The sequence below is a fragment of the Brevundimonas sp. UYEF29 genome (genome assembly GCF_040546195.1).
Classification (GTDB): domain Bacteria; phylum Pseudomonadota; class Alphaproteobacteria; order Caulobacterales; family Caulobacteraceae; genus Brevundimonas; species Brevundimonas huaxiensis.
Genome location: NZ_JBEPNH010000004.1, coordinates 101510 through 118154, shown reverse-complemented (window position 1 = coordinate 118154; position 16645 = coordinate 101510). Strand labels below are relative to the sequence as shown.

The following is a 16645-nucleotide window of genomic DNA, read 5'->3' as shown; positions in this document are numbered from 1 at the left end:
GCGCCAGCGTGACCGCTGGACGTTTCATCGGGGGAGGCGATCTCGACACGGTTGATCGATAAATATCCGCGCGAATGTCATCGCGCGTTGACATCGGCTGCCGGCTTGACCATTAGCGCGGCAGGGATTTCGGCTGTCTGTGCAGAGGGCCAGGGAAAAATCGCGATGTCAGACCGGTCGTCAGAGGCCCGATGAACCAGGCCGCATACGAAATCGTCGATCGTGATGGCGAAGCCCGTCTGCGTCTGACCGGCGACTGGACGACCACGGCGCTGGGTCGTCTGCCGACTGAGCTGAGCCGCGACCTAGAAGGCCGCGATATCGTCAGCATCGATACTTCTGACTTGGGGCGTTTCGATACAGCCGGCGCGCTGGCCCTGGTGCAGGCCTCAAGCGGCCGGCTTTCCAAAAGCCAGTGGAAAGAGCGACCCGAGGCCGGTCGTATCTATCACATGATCGAACTGCTGGAGCGCCAGAGCGCCCCGGCGCCGAAACGCCCCAGCGCCTTCGTGCGCACCTTCGCCAAGGTGGGGCGCGGCGTGTACGATTTTGGCGGCGAGGCCATGCTGTCGCTGGCCTTCCTCGGCCGACTGATGGCCGCCGTGGTCGAAGCCGCCAAACGCCCCGGGGGCATCCGCTGGCCGGCCTGGGTCAGTCAGGCGGAGCGCGCCGGGCTGGACGCCATTCCGATCGTCATGATCACCAACTTCTTCATCGGGGCCGTGATCGCCTTCATCGGCGTGGACCTGCTGACCGATTTCGGCGCTCAAGTGTTCGCGGTTCAGCTGATCGGTGTCGCCATGTTCCGCGAATTCGCCGTGGTGATCGCCTCGGTCCTTCTGGCGGGACGTTCGGCCTCGGCCTTCGCGGCTGAAATCGGGTCGATGCGGATGAACCAGGAGGTCGACGCCATGCAGGTCATGGGCGTCAATCCATTCCAGGCCCTTGTTATTCCTCGTGTCGCGTCGCTGGTGATCATGCTGCCGCTGCTGACCTTCATGGGCATGATCGGCGGTCTTATCGGGGGTCTGGTCGTGTGCTGGAGCTCGCTGAATCTCGGCCCGTCCTTCTTCTTCCAGCGTCTGGTTGAGGACGGCACCATGGCCCAGCATCTGATGGTGGGGCTGGTGAAGGCGCCTGTCTTCGCCTTGGTGATCGCCGCCATCGGTTGCCGTCAGGGTATGGCCGTCGCCGGCGATGTCGAAAGTCTGGGCCGCCGCGTGACGGCCGCCGTGGTGCAGGCCATCTTCGCCATCATCTTCCTGGACGCCGTGTTCGCCCTGGTCTTCCTGGAGCTGAACATATGACCGAAGCGCCAGAAAACCTGATCGAGGTGCGCGGCCTTTTGAGCCAGTTCGGCGAGCGCACCATCCACGAGAACCTCGATCTCGATCTGGTGCGCGGCGAAGTCCTGGGCGTCGTCGGCGGATCGGGCGCGGGTAAGACCGTTCTGCTGAATACCATCATCGGCTTGAAGGAGCCGGAAGGCGGATCGGTGAAGGTGCTGGGCTACAACCGAGCGAACCTGGCCAAGGCCGAGGCCGCCGACATCGAAAAACGCACCGGCATCCTGTTCCAGCAGGGCGCGCTGTTCTCGTCGTTGAGCGTGTTGGAGAACGTGGCTTCGCCTCTGGTCGAACACACCAAGCTGCCCAAGTCGGTCATCTATGAGCTGGCCGAGCTCAAGATCGCCATGGTCGGTCTGAAGCCCGAGCATCACCATCTGAAGCCGGCCGAACTGTCGGGCGGTATGAAGAAGCGGGCCGGGTTGGCGCGCGCGCTCGCGCTGGATCCCGAGCTGGTGTTCCTGGACGAGCCGACGGCGGGCCTGGATCCCATCGGCGCGGCCGCGTTCGACGATCTGATCCGGCAACTGGCGGACGACCTCGGTCTGTCCGTCTTCATGATCACCCACGACCTCGATACGCTCTACGCCATCTGTGACAAGGTGGCGGTGCTGGCGGACAAGAGGGTCGTGGAAAAGGCCACGGTGCAGGAGCTGGAAGGCTCCGACCATCCGTGGATCAAAGAATATTTCCTGGGGCCGCGCGGACGCGCAGCCACCAAGTCTGCCGCCTGAGGAGAGCGGATCATGGAAAGAGACGCACATTACGCCGCTGTCGGCATCGCCACCGTCGCCCTTCTGGCGGCCCTGGCGGTGTTCACAATCTGGCTGGCCCGGCTGCAGTTCAACAGCGACTACGACATGTACGACATCGTCTTCTATGGGCCGGTGAACGGCCTGTCCGAAGGCGGCGAGGTGCATTTCAACGGCATCCGCGTCGGCGAGGTCACCGACCTGAACATCGACACCAAGCGCGGCGATCAGGTCATCGCCCGTGTCCGGGTGGACGGCACGACCCCGGTGCGCGTGACCTCGCGCGCGCAGTTGGAGCCGCAAGGCATCACCGGCCTGAACTACATCCAGATCACCGCCGGCTCGCCCAACAGCGCCCTGCTGAAGGATCAGTATCCGGACAATGTCGTGCCCGTGCTGCAAAGCCAGCCGTCGCCGATCGCCGAACTCTTGAGCGGTTCGGGCACGGTGCTGGCCCAGACCGTGGATGCGCTGAACCGGATCAACCGCGTCATGTCCGACGACAATATCCGCAGCTTCTCCACCAGCGTGAAGAACGTCGAGGCCCTGACGACCGAACTGGAAGCCCGCAAGGCCATCTTCCAGCAGCTGGAAGAGGCCGTGACCAACGCCAACGCGGCGGTGAAGGAATACCAGGCCCTGGCCGTCGACACGCGTCAGATCATCAATACGGATGGTCGCCAGGCCATCGCCAACATCAACTCGGCGACGGCGGAGGCCCGCACGGCGATCGCCTCGGCCAACCGTTCGATTACGGGTCTGGAGCGTCCGCTGGGTGACTTTGCGACGACCAGCCTGCCGCAACTGACCGGCACGATCGAAGAACTGCAGGACGCCACCCGGTCTCTGCAATCCCTGATCGACGACGTCCGCGCCAGCCCGCGCGACTTCATCGGTCGTCCCAAATCCAAAGAGCTGGAGGTGCAGCCGTGATCCTTCGTCCTGTCCTTCGACTGGCGGCGTCCGCCGCTGTCCTGACCGCGCTGAGCGGATGCGCCCTGCTATCGTCGCCGGACCCGGTGCAAAACTATCGGTTCGGCCTGCCGATGGCCGCGCCGTCGGCCGTTGGCGACACGCCGGCGCCCCTTACGGTATCCATCCGCCGCATCGAGTTCCCTGATGCGACCGGCGATGACAAGATCCTGGGCGTGACGGGCCTGGAAACAGCCTATATCCGCGGCGCACGCTGGGTGTCGCCGGCCTCGACCCTGTTCGACGACAGCCTGAAGGCGGCCTTCGCCAACCGAGCCGATCGCATTCGCGTGCTGGGTCGCCGCGAGCCGGGGACGCCGCCGCTGATCCTGCAGGTCACGGTCACGACCTTCGAGGCGCGTTACGCCGCGCCGGGCGCCGTGCCGGATGTCGTCGTGACCGCGCGGGCGCAGCTGCGCTCCACCCCGGAACGGCGCGCTGGTGCCGGGACCATTCGTCCCGAGGAAGGGCGCTCGGTCGAGCGGGTGTTCACCGTGACCCAGCCTGCCGGCGACAATCGCGTGTCCGCCATCGTCGCAGCCTTCGACACGGCGACGCGCGACATCAACACCCAGATCGCGGACTGGACAATCGCCTCGGCGAACTGAGGCGATCTAGTGCATTTTGCCGCGTGGGCGGCGGTGCGGGACGTAGGCTTGCGGATGCGCTAGGGTGCGCCGCGAATCTGGTCCCGGAGTTGTCATGAGCTTTTCCGCCACCGACGCGGCCTTCGAAGGCTTCCGAGTCGTCCGTCGGCATCCGATTGTCGCGGTCGCCTGGGGCCTGGTCTATCTGGCCGTCTATGTCGCCATGTTCGGCCTGGGCGCTGACAAGTGGGCCAGCCTGATGGCGGCGGGTGAAGCGCTGGAACAGTCGGCCAACCCGTCGATGGCGGAGTTTCAGGCCTTGGGTCAGACTTACGCCGGAGCCCTGATCTGGGCCGCGCCCATTGGCCTGCTGGTCGGCGCGGTGCTGAGCGCGGCGGTGGCGCGCTCGGTTTTGCGTCCGGACGAGTCGTCTTGGGGCTATCTGCGTTTTGGCATGGATGAGGTCCGTGTTCTGGCGGTCAGCCTGATCGTCAGTCTGGCTGTCGGTCTGGCGTCGGGCGTCGGCATGATGGTGGTCGGCGCGGCCATCGGTTTCGGCGCGGCGTCAGGTCAGGCGCTGCTGATTTTGGCCGGCGTGCTGCTGATCTTCGCCGTCTTCGCCCTGATTGTCTGGCTGGCGATCAAGTTCAGCCTTGCGGTGCCGATGACGATCGATCGTCGCAAGATCACCATCGTGGAATCGTTCGCGGCCACCAAAGGACATTTCTGGTCGCTGCTGGGCATGGCTGTGATCGCCATCATCATGTCCCTGATCGTCAGCATTCTGGGCATGATCATCGGCGCAGCGGCAGACCTCGCCACCGGCGGCATCCAGACGCTGGCGCGCTTCGACGGCGAGGGATTGGGTCAAATCCTGATACAGGCCTGGCCTGCGATCCTGGTGTCGTCGATCGTCAACGCCTTCCTGGCCGCGCTGCAACTCGCGGTCCTATATGCCCCGTTCGCAGCGGCCTGGGCGGCGCTGAAGCCGCGCTAAGGAAAAAGTGGCGTCGGCTCAAGCCGATGCCTTTACCCGCTTCTTTTTGGCCGGAGCATCGACGGAGCCGCCCAGGGTCGCCACACGCGCCTTGCGGCGGTCCTCGTGCCGATCCAGCACCTCCTTGAGGTATTTGCCAGTCCAGCTGGCCTTGTTGTCCGCGACCTGTTCGGGCGTGCCGACCGCGACGATCTCGCCGCCGCCGTCGCCGCCTTCGGGACCGAAGTCGAGCAGATAGTCGGCGACCTTGATGACATCGAGATTGTGCTCGATCACCACGATGGTGTTCCCGGCCTCGACCAGTTCCTGCAGCACCTCGAGCAGCTTGCGCGTATCCTCGAAGTGCAGGCCGGTCGTCGGCTCGTCGAGGATGTAGAGGGTGCGGCCGGTGGCGCGTTTCGACAGCTCCTTGGACAGTTTGACCCGTTGGGCCTCGCCGCCCGACAGGGTGGTCGCCGGCTGGCCGACCTTGACGTAACCTAGGCCCACGCGTTCCAGCGTCAGCATCTTGTCGCGGATCGGCGGCACGGCCTTGAAGAAGCTGGCGGCCTCCTCGACCGTCATGTCCAGCACGTCCGAAATGGACTTGCCCTTGAACACGATCTCCAGCGTCTCGCGGTTGTAGCGTTTGCCCTTGCAGACGTCGCAGGTGACATAGACGTCCGGCAGGAAGTGCATCTCGATCTTGATGACGCCGTCGCCCTGGCAGGCCTCGCAGCGACCGCCCTTGACGTTGAAGCTAAACCGGCCGGGGCCGTAGCCGCGCGCCTTGGATTCAGGCAGGCCGGCGTACCAGTCGCGGATGGGGCCAAAGGCGCCGGTGTAGGTCGCGGGGTTCGAGCGCGGGGTGCGGCCGATGGGCGACTGGTCGATGTCGATGACCTTGTCGAAATGCTCCAGGCCTTCGATCCGGTCGAAGGGGGCAGGGGCCTCCGATGCATTGTTCAGCCGACGCGCGGCGGCCTTGTACAGGGTTTCGATGGTGAAGGTGGACTTGCCGCCGCCCGAGACGCCGGTGATGCAGGTGAAGACGCCGACCGGGATTTCGCCGGTGACGCTCTTCAGATTGTTGCCGCTGGCGCCGCTGATTTTCAGCATCCGCTTGCGGTTGATGGGGCGACGGCCCTCGGCGGGGATTTCGATCTCACGCTCGCCAGTCAGGTATTTGCCGGTCAGGGACTTGGGGTTGGCCATGACCTGGGCCGGCGTACCCTCGGCGCACACCTGTCCCCCGTGAACCCCGGCGGCGGGGCCCATGTCGATGACGTAGTCCGCGGTCAGGATGGCTTCTTCATCATGCTCGACCACGAGAACCGAGTTGCCGAGGTCGCGCAGGCCCTTCAGGCTTTCCAGCAGGCGGGTGTTGTCGCGCTGGTGCAGGCCGATGGACGGCTCGTCCAGCACATAGAGGACGCCGGTCAGACCAGAGCCGATCTGCGACGCCAGGCGGATACGCTGGCTCTCGCCGCCCGACAGGGTGCCGGAGGACCGGGACAGGTTCAGATAGTCCAGGCCGACGTTGTTCAGGAACCGCAGCCGGTCGCAGATTTCCTTCAGGATGCGCCGGGCGATCTCCATCTGCTTTTCGGTCAGATTCTCTTCCAGGGTCGAGAACCACAGATAGGCCTTGGAGATCGACAGGGTGGAGATGTCGGCGATGTCCTCGCCGCCGACCATGACCGCCAGGGCCTCGGGCTTCAGCCGCTTGCCGTGGCAGGCGTCGCAGGGCGTCTCGGACTGATAGCGCGCCAGTTCCTCACGCACCCAGGCGCTGTCGGTCTCGCGCCAGCGGCGCTCCAGGTTCGGCAGGACGCCCTCGAACGGCTTGGAGACCTCGTACTTTCGGGCGTTGTCGTCATAGACGAACTTGATCTTTTCGGACCCCGTGCCGTGCAGGATGGCCTTGTGCGCCTGGGCGGGCAGGTCACGCCACGGCTTGTCCATCGAGAAGCCGTAGTGGAGGCTCAGCGATTGCAGCGTCTGGGTGTAAAGCGGCGACGGCCCGCGCGCCCACGGCGCCACGGCGCCCTTGTGCAGGGTCTTGTCGCGGTCGGGGATCACCAGATCGGCGTCGAACGCCAGCTTGACCCCCAGGCCGTCGCAGACCGGGCAGGCGCCGAAGGGGTTGTTGAACGAGAACAGGCGCGGTTCGATCTCGCTGATCGTGAACCCCGACACCGGGCAGGCGAACCGTTCGGAAAACAGGATGGAGCGCGGCGCTGTCTCGCCTTCGGCCGTGGAGGCCCATTCGGCGTTGGCGATGCCATCGGCCAGACCCAGCGCCGTCTGCAAGCTGTCGGCGTAGCGCGCTTCCTGATCCGGTTTGGTGACGATCCGGTCCACGACGATGTCGATGTCGTGCTTGAACTTCTTGTCCAGGGCGGGCGCTTCGTCGATCGGATAGAATTGGCCGTCGATCTTCAGCCGCTGGAAGCCCTGACGCTGCCACTCGGCGATTTCCTTCTTGTACTCGCCCTTGCGGCCGCGAACGACGGGGGCGAGCAGCAGGATACGCTCGCCATCGGGCAGGGCGACCAGCTTGTCGACCATCTGGCTGACCGTCTGGCTCTCGATGGGCAGGCCGGTCGCCGGCGAATAGGGCACGCCGACCCGCGCCCACAGCAGGCGCATATAGTCGTGGATTTCCGTCACCGTGCCGACGGTCGAGCGCGGGTTCTTGGACGTTGTCTTCTGTTCGATGGAAATGGCCGGGGACAGGCCCTCAATCAGGTCCACGTCCGGCTTGCCCATCAGCTCCAGAAACTGGCGGGCGTAGGCCGACAGGCTCTCGACATAGCGGCGCTGCCCCTCGGCATAGATGGTGTCGAACGCCAGCGACGATTTACCCGACCCCGACAGGCCGGTCATCACCACCAACTGCTCACGCGGAATGTCGAGATCCACGCCCTTGAGGTTATGCTCGCGGGCGCCGCGAACGCGGATGAAGTTATGCTTTTCGGTCATGCTGTCCGGAGAACGCGGAGGAGGGCCGGCGGGTCCGGCGCGACATCGCTATATGGGGACGAATTGCGGGATTGAAGCAAGAACAATATAGGAACATTGCGGCCGGCGCATCATTCCGGCGTCCACGCCTGTGTGGGCCGCACGAAACGCTCGCCCTTGGCCAGAAGCACGCCGTTGGCGTTTGCGACACCCAGTTCAAGGCTTTCGGCGATGCGGCGGGCGCGTTCAATGAAGTGGTCGGCGGCGATGGGCGGGCACAGGGTGCGCGCGGTATCGGCGAACAACTCCAGCCAGCGATCGAAATGCCGCGCATCGATGGGGAGAGGCAGGTGTTTCGGCATCGGCCGACCCTGATAGACGCCGGTCGACAGGGCGACCGACGACCAGAACAGTTTCATCTGCGCCAGATGCGGCGCCCAGTCGGTGATCCGGTCTGCGAAGATCGGGCCGATCAGCACGTCGTCGCGGACACGGGCGTAGAAGCCTTCGACCAAGGCGTCGATCATGGCCTCGTCTATGCCTGTCTCGTCACGCAGGCGCTGGACGGCGGCCTCACGCCGCGCGGCGGCGCCGGCGGGATCGTCGATGCGGAAACGGGTTTGCATGGCAGCTGCTCTAGCGGCCGTCAGCCTATTGGTCGAGAAAGTCACCGGCGTTGAACGACAGGATGCAGATGGCGTCGCCGCCCGTCGCATCGGTCGAACAGGAATCAACGCCGTAAAGGTCGGCCTCGACCTTTGCGGTCGAGCGGAATATGCGGCCGTCACGCTGGAACATCGATCCGATCTTCTCGCTCCAGGGGATCAAGGCCGTAGCAAAGGCGGCGGCCGGCGCACCCGTGCAGGTGAACAGAATATATTCGGCGCCGTCCCCGTTGTCCGCGCGGCGATAGGCGTCGGCCGCGGCGGCCTGCTGCAGGCAGGCGGCATAGAGCCGCGCGTTCGGCGGCGGCACCTGGGTCGGCACGGCGCTGTAGTTTGGGGGTGATGGCGGCGCGCTCGGCGCGGTGGCGCAGGCGGCGCAAGCGAGGGCGGAGAAGACGGCGAGCGTGATGACTGGCTTCATGGGTGTCTCCTTAACGCCAAGCTTCTCACGCGGCCGTGTTCGACGCCAGACTTGCGCATTGCGGGATTACGACCCATCCTCCTTGTTCTGACGCGTTTTGCAGAAGGTATGACGATCATGATCATCGCATTGGCCACCGGTTCCGTCCTGTCCGCCATGCTGCTCGTGATCCTCAATGCCACTCAGCCCAAGCCGAAACGCGTCCCCGTCCGCACTCGCGACACTCGACAAGGTCGCCGCTAGGACGCCGGACGGCGCCACTCTTTTCGACAATTTGAGCCTGACGTTCGGGCCTGAGCGCACGGGCGTCGTCGGTCGCAATGGCGCGGGCAAGAGTACGCTGCTGCGCCTGATCTCGGGCGAAGCCGCGCCGGCCGAAGGGGCTGTCGCGCGAGCCGGAACGATCGGCGTGCTGGATCAGCGTCATGAGCCGGCGCCAGACGAAACCGTCGCGCGAACCCTCGGTGTGGAATCTGCGCTGGCTGTTGTGGCGCGGGTTTTGGCGGGGCAGGGGACGGCTGACGATCTGGCCGAGGCCGACTGGACGTTGGCGACTCGTCTTGAGGAGGCCTTGCGCGACGTCGGGCTGCCGGATGTGGATCTCGAACGCCTGACGTCCAGTCTCAGCGGGGGCGAGCAGACGCGGTTGCGCTTTGCGGGATTGAGGCTGTGCCGGCCAGATATGATCCCGCTTGATGAGCCGACCAATCATCTGGATGCCCAAGCGCGGGCGCTGGTCGCCGATATCATCGCGCGTTGGGACGGCGGGGTCGTGGTGGTCAGCCATGATCGCGACCTGTTGCGCCGGATGGACCGAATCCTTGAGGTGTCGAGCCTGGGCGTCGCCAGCTACGGCGGCGGCTATGACGCCTATGTCGAGCAAAAGGCGGTGGAGCGCGAGGCGGCGACGCGGTATCTGGCCGAAGCCCAGCGAGACCTCGCCCGTGTCGGCGGCGAGGCTCAGCAGCGCGCGGAGGCCCAGTCACGCCGCGACGCCGCCGGCCGCCGCAAGGCCGCCAAGGGGGACATGCCGAAAATCCTGCTGGGCGCACGGGCCGAGCGCGCTGAAAACACGGGCGGGCGCGGCCGGTTGTTGGCCGAACGACAGGCCGAAGCCGCGAAGGATGCCTTGGCCTCAGCCCAGGCGCGCGTGGAGCGGACGCGGACGCTGGCGATCCCGATGCCGACGACCGGCCTGCCAGCGGGACGGGCGGTGCTCACATTGGACCAGGCAGGCTGGGCGACAGCTGTGGGGCGGGCGATCGTCGGGCCGATTGATTTGAGGCTGGTCGGGCCGGAACGGGTCGCGATCACGGGGCCGAACGGCGCGGGCAAGACGACCCTGTTGCGGCTGATCACCGGCGATCTGCAACCGACGACAGGGCGCGTCGAGCGGCCTGTGCGGGCGGTGCTGCTGGATCAGGAGGTCAAGATCCTGAGCCCGGACGAAACGCTGGTGGAGGCGTGGCGACGGTTGAACCCGAAAGGCTCGGTCAATGACGCACAGGCGGCGCTGGCGCGGTTCCTGTTTCGCAATACGGCGGCGCAGCGCCGGGTCGGCGAACTTTCGGGCGGAGAGCGGCTGAGGGCGGGCCTGGCCTGCGTCATGACAGGCGCGACGCCGCCGCAGTTGCTGGTTCTGGACGAGCCGACGAACCACCTCGACCTGGACGCCATCGCGGCGGTCGAAGAGGCGCTGAACGCCTATGACGGCGCCTTGATCGTGGTGAGCCACGACGTGGATTTCCTGGCGGCGCTGAAGATCACGCGCACGGTCCAGCTCTGAGGTCGGTCAGCCCCAGGCCTCGACGGCGCCCTTGCGACGGACCATCGACGGGCTGGACAGTTGGGTGCGCGGCTCGGCTTCGGCGCGGCCGAACAGCCAGCCTTGGCCGTATTCGACGCCCGCCGCCTTGAGTTCTGCGGCGACGCCGTCGGTTTCGATCATCTCGGCGATGGTTTCCAGCCTCATCGAACGGCACATTTCGACGATGCTGTGCAGCATAGCCTTGGAGCGTTGGTCGGTCTGGATATCGCGAACGATGGCCCCGTCGATCTTGACCGAGTCCACCGACAGTTTGCGCAGATAGTCGAAGGCGGCGGCTCCCGCGCCGAAATCGTCGATGCAGACCTTGATGCCGGCTTCGCGCAGCGCAGCCAGGCGACGGTCGGCGGCTTCGATGTCTGCGACGGCGGAGGTTTCGGTCACCTCGACCATCAGGCGACGACGTTCTTCGGGCGCGCCAGCGGTCATGCGCAGCAACTGCTCGACATAGGTGTCGTCGCCCAGCGAGGCGCCCGAGACATTGATCGCCATCTTCAGCAGGCCGGCGCCGGGCTGGCGCATCCGCTTCAGCACCTTCTCCGCCACGGCGAGATCGAATGACTCGATCATGTCCAGCTCCTCGGCCATGCGAATGGCTTCGGCAGGACCGCTGTTGCCGCTGAATCGGGTCAGGGCCTCGAAGTGATGGACGGCTCGGGAATCCAGATGGACGATGGGCTGATAGTGGACCTGGAACTCGCGTGATTTGACCAGACTGCGGAAGGTCTCGGCGTCGCGGAAGGTGCGCTTCAGGGAGTCTGCGAAGGCGATCTGCGGATTGGCGAGGCCGTCGCCCTTCAGGCAGCCTTCGATGGCGAACCGCATGGCGCGCAGCACGCACAGGGAATCCGATCCCGGCGGCACGGGCGAGCTGAACGCCTCCGCACCCAGCGACAGGCCTTCGGCGCGACCGGCTTCCACGATTTCGGCGGCGATGTCGCGACGGTCGTTGGCGGGGCGGAGAAGGGCATAGCGGACGCCGGTGACCTGCGACGCGCTCGATCCCTCGACGGCGGCGGACTGAAGCGTGGCCTCGATGCGGCGGTTCAGACGATCGGCGGCTTCGCCGGTGACATTCTCCAACCCCGTGATATCGAGGAAGGACAGGGCCAAGTCGGGATTGGACTCCAGCACACGCCCGGCGTCGGCCAGGAAATCCTCCGGTTCCAGAAGCGGGCGTGTTTCCAGATGCTCCAGCGCAAAGGCCGGGCCTTCGTAGGAGATGGCGCAGGAGACGGCCGGCGCCATCTGCGGCAGGACGAAGGCGCGGAACGAGGCGCGGCGCACGCGGTCGGGACCTGCCGCCACAAGGATCGACGTCGCCGGAATGCGCACGCCGGCCTTCATGCCTTGCAGGGCTGTCAGGGTGGAGGCGCCGTCGTGCAGCAAGTCGAGCAGAGGACGGCCCGTCCAGGTCGCGCCTGCGTCCTCGCCGGCCACGGCGCCCGCGCCGATCGCAAACGAGACCACGCCCTTCGGATCCACCTCCACCAGCGTGTCGGCAGAAGCGAAGGCCAGGCCTAGGAGGCGGGTGGTCAGCGTCATGAGGCCATGCTGGCACACAGTCGCTTAAAAAATAGGCAATGATCCTTAGGACGCGAACCGTGATCGGCGAACGATGAAGGGGTGTCCGGTTCAGGCCGTCCGATTGAGGGCCACAGCGCGTCCGTCGCCCAGCGAGGCGCGGCCGTCGGAGGCATAGGCGGAGGCGGGGGTGCGGGCGGCGGTGACCTCCGCTGCGATGGCGCGGACCAGACCCTCGGAGATCTGGCGCGCGGCATCGACGGCGCGGCTGTGTCGCGTCAGGGCCGCGTCGAACTCACGCGTGGCGTCGATCAAGGTCTTTCGATCTTCGAGCGGAGCGCCGCTCAGCAGCGCCGGATTGGCCTTCACATGGGCGGAATCGCGACGGTAGAGATTGGCCATCTCCTGGGTTTCCGATAGACCGGCCGCCACATCCTGAGGACGGCCATCGGCGAAAGCGGCTGTTTCGGCCTTCAGTCGCTCGGTGAGACGCAAGGTCAGGGTCGTCAGCTGACGAACGCGCGCCTGGGCCAGTTCGGTGTCGCTCATGGCCGGCCCTCCTGCATCTTCAGCATTTCGGCCATGACGGTGTTGCTCAGGCCGATGCCGCCGGCCTTCACGGTGGACTTGGCCATTTCGTCCAGCATGAAGCTGCGCCATGTCGCCTCGCCTTGGCCGCCGCCGAACAGGCCGTCGGTCGATAGGCCTTCGAACATCGGCTTCAGCATTTGCGAGATGAAGGTGGCCTCGAAGGCCTTGGCGGTTTCCGCGATCTTGTCTCGGTTAGCCGCCGTGGGCGCGGCCGCGGCGGGGCGCAGCAGATCGGCGGAGACGGTCAGGTCGGGCATACTCACATCACCTCGATGTCGGCCTGCAGGGCGCCGGCGGCCTTGATGGCCTGCAGGATGCTGATCATGTCGCGTGGGCTGACGCCCAGGGCGTTCAGGCCGTTGACCAGGGTGGACAGGTTGGCGCCGCCGCCGACCAGTCGCATCTGGGTGCCCAGATCCTCTTCGACGTTGACCTGGGTCGAGGGGACGACGGCGGTCTGGCCCCGGCTGAAGGGCGCCGGCTGACTGACCTGCGGCTGCTCGTCCACCGATATGGTCAGGTTGCCCTGGGCGATGGCGACGCGAGAGATGCGCACGGCGTCGCCCATGACGATGACGCCGTTGACCTCGTCGATGATGACCTTGGCGGGCGTATCAACGCTGACGGCCAGATTCTCGATCCGGCTTATGAAGCCCGCCATGCCCAGTTCGCCGGGCGCGCGCAGGGATACGACGGTGCCGTTCTCGGCCAGGGCCGAACCTGGATAGGTGGCGTTGACGACGGCGGCGACGCGCTGGGCGGTGGTGAAGTCGGGGTTGCGCAGGTTCAGGCGCACCTCGTTCATATTGGCCATCTGGAAGCCGGTCTCGCGCTCGACCAGGGCGCCCGAGGCGATGCGGCCGGCGGTCGGCACGCCGCGCGTCACCGACGACCCCGAACCGCCCGACGCCGAGACGGCGCCGGTCTGGACCGAGCCTTGCGCCACCGCATAGACCTGACCGTCCGCGCCTTGCAGGCTGGTGACGACCAGCGAACCGCCCAGCAAGCTCTTGGCGTCGCACATTGAGGCCACCGACACGTCGATGCGCGAGCCGGGCGTGGCGAAGGCCGGCAGGTCGGCCGTGACCATGACGGCGGCCATATTCTTGGTGTTGGCGTTGGCCCCGCGAATATTGACGCCCAGCCGCTCGGTCATGCCTTCCAGCGACTGGCGGGTGAAGGGGCAGTTGCGTAAGGAATCGCCCGTCCCGTTCAGCCCCATGACCATGCCGTAGCCGACCAACTGGTTGCCGCGCACGCCCTCAACGGCGGCGATGTCCTTGATGCGTGATTGCGACTGGGCCAGCGCCGAGGTCGCGCCGTCGGCGACGACGAGCGTCGCGGCGACGGAGGCGATCAGGCGGGCAAGCAGATTTTGCATCGGTCAGGCGTCCACGCAACGTTACGACGCCGTCTGTGCGAAGATCATGCCGCCGAATTAACGACGTGAATTCAATGTCGTTCGGACTTTGACGCGCAGAGCAGCGGCAGGATTTGCCGGGGCGTTAACCAAACAGTCATCGCCGCCCGTCATCCATGGTTTCATGACGCGGAGCACCTGCACATGAAGGTTGTCGGCCCCAACGGCGTCAGCACGCCTGCCAGCACACGTCCGACGCGATCCGCCAGCGGCTTTTCGCTGGGGCAGACTGCCGCTGCGTCCGCGCCCGCTGCAGCGACTGCCAGCGCGGCAACGGCCGGGGTCTCTGACGTCTCGGCCCTGATGGCCCTTCAAGGGGTCGAGGGACCTCTGGAAAAGCGTCGTCGCGCGATCCGGCGCGGCAGCGGTCTTCTGGATCGCCTCGACGAAATCAAGCTGGCCCTGCTGAACGGCGACGCCGACGAGGGGGCTCTGGACCGACTGGCGCGGAGCCTGCGCGAGGAGCGCGCCGACTATGACGACAAGGATTTGGGCGCCCTGCTGGATCAGATCGACCTGCGCGCTTCAGTCGAACTGGCGAAGGCGGAAATGCGCCGCAACCGCCCCTGATCCGAAATAATCGTCTGACATCAGGCGGCTAAGCTTCGGCAGTGAGTGACTTTTGCCACTGTCAGGCGGTTAGTCGCCCTATTTTCATCACGGAATCGAGAACCGCGTTGCCGCGACTCGACGGGCTGACTATACGGCCATCTACGCCACAGGGGGGCGTGTTAGAGAGCGTGAGATCGATGAGCGCCTTGGCGTCCGTTGTGTCCGACGAAACCGGCCCGTATCGGCCGTCTGACAGCGAGCCGTTCATGAACGAACGGCAGCAAGCCTATTTCAAGAAGAAGCTGCTGGCTTGGAAGGATGAGATCCTTCGCGAGTCCAAGGGCACGGTCGTCAATCTTAAAGCCGAGACCGAAAACCACCCCGATCTGGTGGACCGGGCGTCTTCGGAATCCGATCGCGCGCTGGAGTTGCGCACCCGCGACCGCCAACGCAAATTGATCTCCAAGATCGACGACGCGCTGCGCCGGATCGAGGACGGCTCCTACGGCTACTGCGAGGACACGGGCGAACCCATCAGCCTGGGTCGTCTGGAAGCCCGTCCGACGGCGACACTGTCGGTCGAAGCCCAGGAGCGCCACGAACGCCGCGAACGCGTTCACCGCGACGACTGAGGTTTAAGCCTTCCGCGCCTTGACTTCGCCGGGTTGCGGGGCGACCTAGCCGCCTCGCTTTCGAGGTCGTCTATCCATGTCCGTCAAGGTTCGTTTCGCCCCGTCGCCCACGGGTAAGCTGCACGTCGGCAATGTCCGTACCGCCTTGGTGAACTGGATGTTCGCCAAGGGGCAGGGCGGATCGTTCGTCCTGCGCATCGACGATACCGACCTGGCGCGTTCCACGCCCGAGTTCGAACAGGGAATCGAAGACGACCTGACTTGGCTGGGGATGCCGTGGGACGAGCGTTATAATCAGTCGAAACGGTTCGATCGTTACGAAGAAGCGGCCGCAAGGCTGAAGGCGTCGGGGCGGCTATATCCCGCCTATGAGACCGCCGACGAACTGGACCGTCGCCGCAAGGTGCAACTGTCGCGAGGCCTGCCGCCGATCTATGACCGCGCGGCGTTGGAACTGACCGAAGAGCAGAAGGCCGCCTACGAAGCCGAAGGGCGCCGCCCCCATTGGCGCTTCAAGCTGGACGGCAAGCGCGTCGCCTGGGAAGACCTGGCGCGCGGTCATGCGGAGGTGGACACCGCCTCGATGTCGGACCCGGTGCTGATCCGCGAGGACGGCCTGTTCCTCTACACCCTGCCGTCGGTGGTCGATGACATCGACATGGCGATCACCCACATCATCCGGGGCGAGGATCACGTCACCAACACCGGGGCGCAGATCGAAATCTTCGAAGCGCTGGGCGCGACGGTTCCGGGCTTTGCGCACATGCCATTGCTGGTCGGCGCCGACGGCGCGGCCCTGTCCAAGCGTCTCGGATCGCTGTCGATCAGCGACATGCGCGACCAAGGCTATGAGCCGATCGCCATCACCAGCCACCTCGGCCGGATCGGCACCTCCGATCCGCTGGAAGTCGGCGCCTCGGTCGAGGCTCTGGGTCAGAGCTTCGCCTTCTCCAAGATGGGCCGTTCGCCGGCGCGCTATGACACGGCGGATCTGGACCGGCTGAACGCCCAGGCGCTGCACGTCATGGACTATGCGACGGCGCAGCCGCGTCTTCAGGCCCTCGGCGCCGATCTGGGCGAAGCCTTCTGGAATACGGTGCGGGGCAATCTGACGAAGTTCGCCGACGTCGCGGACATGGCGCAGATCGTCCGTGGTCCGATCCAACCTGTGATCGAAGATACGGTCTTCATCGAAACGGCGCTGCGTCTGCTGCCGGAAGTGATCGACGAGAACGCTTGGTCGGCGTGGACTTCGGCCGTCAAGGCCGAGACGGGCGCGAAGGGCAAGGCGCTGTTCATGCCGCTGCGTCTGGCGCTGACGGGGCAGCAGCACGGGCCAGACATGGCGGCCATGGCGCCGCTGATCGGTCGTGAAACCATTCAGCGGCGGCTAAGAGGCGAGGCGGCCTAAGCCGCCT

At 65.7% G+C, this 16645-nt stretch carries 16 protein-coding genes; 9 read left to right on the top strand and 7 right to left on the bottom strand.

The window, feature by feature from the left end; all coding sequences use genetic code 11:
• Positions 1 to 191: 191 nt before the first annotated feature.
• The 5 genes from ABIB58_RS08460 (at position 192) to ABIB58_RS08440 (ending at position 4654) form a co-directional block, all read left to right on the top strand.
• Positions 192 to 1307, top strand: a complete 1116-nt coding sequence (locus tag ABIB58_RS08460; protein WP_354040277.1) for an ABC transporter permease — start codon at positions 192 to 194, stop codon at positions 1305 to 1307.
• Positions 1304 to 2080: an ABC transporter ATP-binding protein gene (locus tag ABIB58_RS08455; RefSeq protein ID WP_354040275.1), complete on the top strand. Its 777-nt coding sequence runs from the start codon at positions 1304 to 1306 to the stop codon at positions 2078 to 2080. The genes ABIB58_RS08460 and ABIB58_RS08455 overlap by 4 nt, the downstream gene beginning before the upstream one ends.
• A 12-nt stretch (positions 2081 to 2092) precedes the next feature.
• Positions 2093 to 3031 carry an MlaD family protein gene (locus ABIB58_RS08450; protein ID WP_045810234.1) on the top strand — a complete coding sequence of 313 codons (939 nt, stop codon included), beginning with the start codon at positions 2093 to 2095 and terminating at the stop codon, positions 3029 to 3031.
• Positions 3028 to 3678 (top strand): ABC-type transport auxiliary lipoprotein family protein, encoded by a 651-nt coding sequence (locus tag ABIB58_RS08445; protein ID WP_354040272.1) that lies wholly within the window; start codon positions 3028 to 3030, stop codon positions 3676 to 3678. The genes ABIB58_RS08450 and ABIB58_RS08445 overlap by 4 nt, the downstream gene beginning before the upstream one ends.
• A 94-nt stretch (positions 3679 to 3772) precedes the next feature.
• On the top strand, positions 3773 to 4654 hold the full coding sequence (locus tag ABIB58_RS08440; RefSeq protein ID WP_354040270.1) for a hypothetical protein: 882 nt from the start codon (positions 3773 to 3775) through the stop codon (positions 4652 to 4654).
• A gap of 18 nt (positions 4655 to 4672) precedes the next feature.
• Here the strand turns inward: ABIB58_RS08440 and uvrA are convergent, their stop codons facing one another.
• From uvrA to ABIB58_RS08425, 3 genes are all read right to left on the bottom strand, one after another.
• Positions 4673 to 7618: an excinuclease ABC subunit UvrA gene (gene uvrA / locus ABIB58_RS08435; protein WP_354040268.1), complete on the bottom strand. Its 2946-nt coding sequence runs from the start codon at positions 7616 to 7618 to the stop codon at positions 4673 to 4675.
• A 110-nt stretch (positions 7619 to 7728) separates the two neighbouring features.
• Positions 7729 to 8223 (bottom strand): group III truncated hemoglobin, encoded by a 495-nt coding sequence (locus tag ABIB58_RS08430; protein ID WP_354040266.1) that lies wholly within the window; start codon positions 8221 to 8223, stop codon positions 7729 to 7731.
• A gap of 25 nt (positions 8224 to 8248) precedes the next feature.
• A complete protein-coding gene (locus tag ABIB58_RS08425) occupies positions 8249 to 8683 on the bottom strand; it encodes a hypothetical protein (RefSeq protein ID WP_354040264.1) in 435 nt (144 codons plus the stop codon).
• A gap of 274 nt (positions 8684 to 8957) precedes the next feature.
• Here ABIB58_RS08425 and ABIB58_RS08420 point away from each other — a divergent pair, with 274 nt between their 5' ends.
• On the top strand, positions 8958 to 10469 hold the full coding sequence (locus tag ABIB58_RS08420; RefSeq protein ID WP_354040263.1) for an ABC-F family ATP-binding cassette domain-containing protein: 1512 nt from the start codon (positions 8958 to 8960) through the stop codon (positions 10467 to 10469).
• A gap of 6 nt (positions 10470 to 10475) precedes the next feature.
• Here the strand turns inward: ABIB58_RS08420 and ABIB58_RS08415 are convergent, their stop codons facing one another.
• The 4 genes from ABIB58_RS08415 to ABIB58_RS08400 form a co-directional block, all read right to left on the bottom strand.
• Positions 10476 to 12053 (bottom strand): EAL domain-containing protein, encoded by a 1578-nt coding sequence (locus tag ABIB58_RS08415; protein ID WP_045810229.1) that lies wholly within the window; start codon positions 12051 to 12053, stop codon positions 10476 to 10478.
• Positions 12054 to 12143: 90 nt separating this feature from the next.
• On the bottom strand, positions 12144 to 12581 hold the full coding sequence (locus ABIB58_RS08410) for a hypothetical protein (protein ID WP_045810228.1): 438 nt from the start codon (positions 12579 to 12581) through the stop codon (positions 12144 to 12146).
• Positions 12578 to 12880, bottom strand: coding sequence for a rod-binding protein (locus tag ABIB58_RS08405; RefSeq protein WP_045810227.1), 303 nt, complete (start codon positions 12878 to 12880; stop codon positions 12578 to 12580). The genes ABIB58_RS08410 and ABIB58_RS08405 overlap by 4 nt, the downstream gene beginning before the upstream one ends.
• A 2-nt stretch (positions 12881 to 12882) precedes the next feature.
• Positions 12883 to 14004, bottom strand: coding sequence for a flagellar basal body P-ring protein FlgI (locus ABIB58_RS08400; RefSeq protein ID WP_156146754.1), 1122 nt, complete (start codon positions 14002 to 14004; stop codon positions 12883 to 12885).
• A 183-nt stretch (positions 14005 to 14187) separates the two neighbouring features.
• Between ABIB58_RS08400 and ABIB58_RS08395 the strand changes: the two genes are divergently transcribed.
• From ABIB58_RS08395 to gltX, 3 genes are all read left to right on the top strand, one after another.
• The gene (locus ABIB58_RS08395; protein WP_045810226.1) at positions 14188 to 14613 is read left to right on the top strand and encodes a flagellar assembly protein FliX; all 426 of its coding nucleotides are present in this window, start codon (positions 14188 to 14190) and stop codon (positions 14611 to 14613) included.
• Positions 14614 to 14792: 179 nt separating this feature from the next.
• Positions 14793 to 15227 (top strand): RNA polymerase-binding protein DksA, encoded by a 435-nt coding sequence (gene dksA, locus ABIB58_RS08390; protein ID WP_017504616.1) that lies wholly within the window; start codon positions 14793 to 14795, stop codon positions 15225 to 15227.
• A 76-nt stretch (positions 15228 to 15303) separates the two neighbouring features.
• A complete protein-coding gene (gene gltX, locus ABIB58_RS08385) occupies positions 15304 to 16638 on the top strand; it encodes a glutamate--tRNA ligase (protein WP_185223922.1) in 1335 nt (444 codons plus the stop codon).
• Positions 16639 to 16645: the final 7 nt, after the last annotated feature.

Excerpts from the sequence above, each read along its gene's own strand:
- ABIB58_RS08400 (WP_156146754.1), bottom strand. The coding sequence starts at position 14,004 with ATGCAAAATCTGCTTGCCCGCCTGATCGCCTCCGTCGCCGCGACGCTC.
- dksA (WP_017504616.1), top strand. The coding sequence starts at position 14,793 with ATGAGCGCCTTGGCGTCCGTTGTGTCCGACGAAACCGGCCCGTATCGG.
- uvrA (WP_354040268.1), bottom strand. The coding sequence starts at position 7,618 with ATGACCGAAAAGCATAACTTCATCCGCGTTCGCGGCGCCCGCGAGCAT.
- ABIB58_RS08450 (WP_045810234.1), top strand. The coding sequence starts at position 2,093 with ATGGAAAGAGACGCACATTACGCCGCTGTCGGCATCGCCACCGTCGCC.
- ABIB58_RS08430 (WP_354040266.1), bottom strand. The coding sequence starts at position 8,223 with ATGCAAACCCGTTTCCGCATCGACGATCCCGCCGGCGCCGCCGCGCGG.
- ABIB58_RS08405 (WP_045810227.1), bottom strand. The coding sequence starts at position 12,880 with ATGCCCGACCTGACCGTCTCCGCCGATCTGCTGCGCCCCGCCGCGGCC.
- ABIB58_RS08415 (WP_045810229.1), bottom strand. The coding sequence starts at position 12,053 with ATGACGCTGACCACCCGCCTCCTAGGCCTGGCCTTCGCTTCTGCCGAC.
- gltX (WP_185223922.1), top strand. The coding sequence starts at position 15,304 with ATGTCCGTCAAGGTTCGTTTCGCCCCGTCGCCCACGGGTAAGCTGCAC.
- ABIB58_RS08440 (WP_354040270.1), top strand. The coding sequence starts at position 3,773 with ATGAGCTTTTCCGCCACCGACGCGGCCTTCGAAGGCTTCCGAGTCGTC.
- ABIB58_RS08425 (WP_354040264.1), bottom strand. The coding sequence starts at position 8,683 with ATGAAGCCAGTCATCACGCTCGCCGTCTTCTCCGCCCTCGCTTGCGCC.
- ABIB58_RS08460 (WP_354040277.1), top strand. The coding sequence starts at position 192 with ATGAACCAGGCCGCATACGAAATCGTCGATCGTGATGGCGAAGCCCGT.
- ABIB58_RS08410 (WP_045810228.1), bottom strand. The coding sequence starts at position 12,581 with ATGAGCGACACCGAACTGGCCCAGGCGCGCGTTCGTCAGCTGACGACC.
- ABIB58_RS08455 (WP_354040275.1), top strand. The coding sequence starts at position 1,304 with ATGACCGAAGCGCCAGAAAACCTGATCGAGGTGCGCGGCCTTTTGAGC.
- ABIB58_RS08395 (WP_045810226.1), top strand. The coding sequence starts at position 14,188 with ATGAAGGTTGTCGGCCCCAACGGCGTCAGCACGCCTGCCAGCACACGT.